The organism is Fulvivirga kasyanovii (assembly GCF_009711405.1).
Lineage (GTDB): Bacteria > Bacteroidota > Bacteroidia > Cytophagales > Cyclobacteriaceae > Fulvivirga > Fulvivirga kasyanovii.
In genome coordinates this window covers 1-1,561 of record NZ_SMLW01000177.1, presented here as the reverse complement: position 1 = coordinate 1,561, position 1,561 = coordinate 1, and the positions used below count along the sequence as shown (strand labels likewise).

The window sequence follows — 1,561 nt, the reverse complement described above, 5'->3', positions numbered from 1 at the left end:
TATGTCAAAATGACATCCTGTTGAAGAAGTATAGCCGATTGTTTATTTATTTAAGAACTTCCAAAGGAGGTCTTTTAATTCCAAAAGCCCTGTTTGCGTAACTGACGAGATGAAAACATGGGGAAGCTCTTTAGGCAATTCCTGCTTCATTTCGTTGGTCAGCTCCTCGTCCAGAAGGTCTGATTTGGAGATGGCCAGTATCCTGTCCTTATCCAGCAGCTCCGGATTATATTTTTTCAACTCTCCCAGGAGTATCTGATATTCTTGATTGATGTCTTTGGCGTCAGCCGGAATTAAAAAAAGGAGTATGGAGTTGCGCTCAATATGGCGCAGGAACCTGATACCTAAACCTTTTCCTTCAGCGGCACCTTCTATGATACCGGGTATGTCAGCCATAACGAACGATTTGTAATCTCTGTAGCTGACCACGCCAAGGTTCGGGGTCAATGTGGTAAAAGGATAATCGGCTATCTCAGGCTTGGCCGCAGAAAGTACCGAAAGCAAAGTTGATTTTCCTGCATTGGGGAAACCCACGAGGCCAACATCTGCCAGTAGTTTTAATTCCAAAACCACCCACTCTTCTTTTCCTGCTTCTCCGGGTTGGGCAAATCGAGGCGTTTGGTTAGTAGCGGTCTTGAAGTTTTCATTGCCCAGACCCCCGCGACCACCTTCGGTAAGGATCACCTCTTCACCGTCTTCCGTGATCTCAAAGAGCTTTTTTTCGCTTTCGAAATCTTTGGCCACGGTACCTAAAGGTACTTCAAGGATGATGTCTTCTCCCTGTGCCCCTGAACGGCGTCCGCCTTCTCCGGGTTTACCGTTGCCGGCGATGACGTGCTTTTGATATTTAAGGTGTAGCAGGGTCCATAGCTGGGAGTTGCCCTTAAGGATAATATGGCCACCACGACCGCCATTGCCGCCGTCGGGGCCACCTTTCGGAACATGTTTCTCCCGCCTGAAATGGACAGAGCCAGCGCCTCCAGCCCCCGATCTCGAGCAGAACTTTACGTAATCAATAAAGTTAGATGAAGACACTTGCTTGCTTACTTTTCTATTTTGAGGGAGTCAATAACTTCACAGATGTTATTGAAGATATCATCGATAGATCCTACGCCGTGTATGGCGTTAAATTTATTCTGATTCTTATAATATTGGGAAACCGGCAGAGTCTCTTTAAGGTAGACCTGGATTCGGTTATCTATTTTTTCTTCATTCTGGTCATCGACCCTTCCTGAGATCTTTCCTCTCTCCAACAATCTTTTTTTAAGCTCCTCAAAAGGAACTTCCAGGGATATCATACCTGAAATGGGGTTGCCCTTGCTGTTCAACAACTTGTCCAATGCTTCTGCCTGATTGATGGTTCTTGGGAAGCCATCGAAGATAAAACCATTGGCGCCGGTGCTGCTTTGGATCTTGTCGTCAACCATGCCTATTACTACTTCGTCTGGTACCAGGAAACCATCGTCCATGTATTTTTGGGCGCTTTTTCCTAATTCGGTGCCTTCGTTAAGGTGTTTTCTGAATAAATCTCCTGTGGAGATATGCTCCAGATTATATTTGC

2 protein-coding genes are annotated in these 1,561 nt (G+C 45.8%); both read right to left on the bottom strand.

Going from position 1 to position 1,561, the window contains the following annotated elements; all coding sequences use genetic code 11:
* Nucleotides 1-42: 42 nt before the first annotated feature.
* Nucleotides 43-1,035 carry a GTPase ObgE gene (gene obgE, locus E1163_RS00615; protein WP_343033697.1) on the bottom strand — a complete coding sequence of 331 codons (993 nt, stop codon included), beginning with the start codon at nt 1,033-1,035 and terminating at the stop codon, nt 43-45.
* Nucleotides 1,036-1,043: 8 nt separating this feature from the next.
* The coding region (locus E1163_RS00610) for an adenylate kinase (protein ID WP_246223451.1) at nt 1,044-1,561 on the bottom strand (518 nt) is incomplete at its 5' end.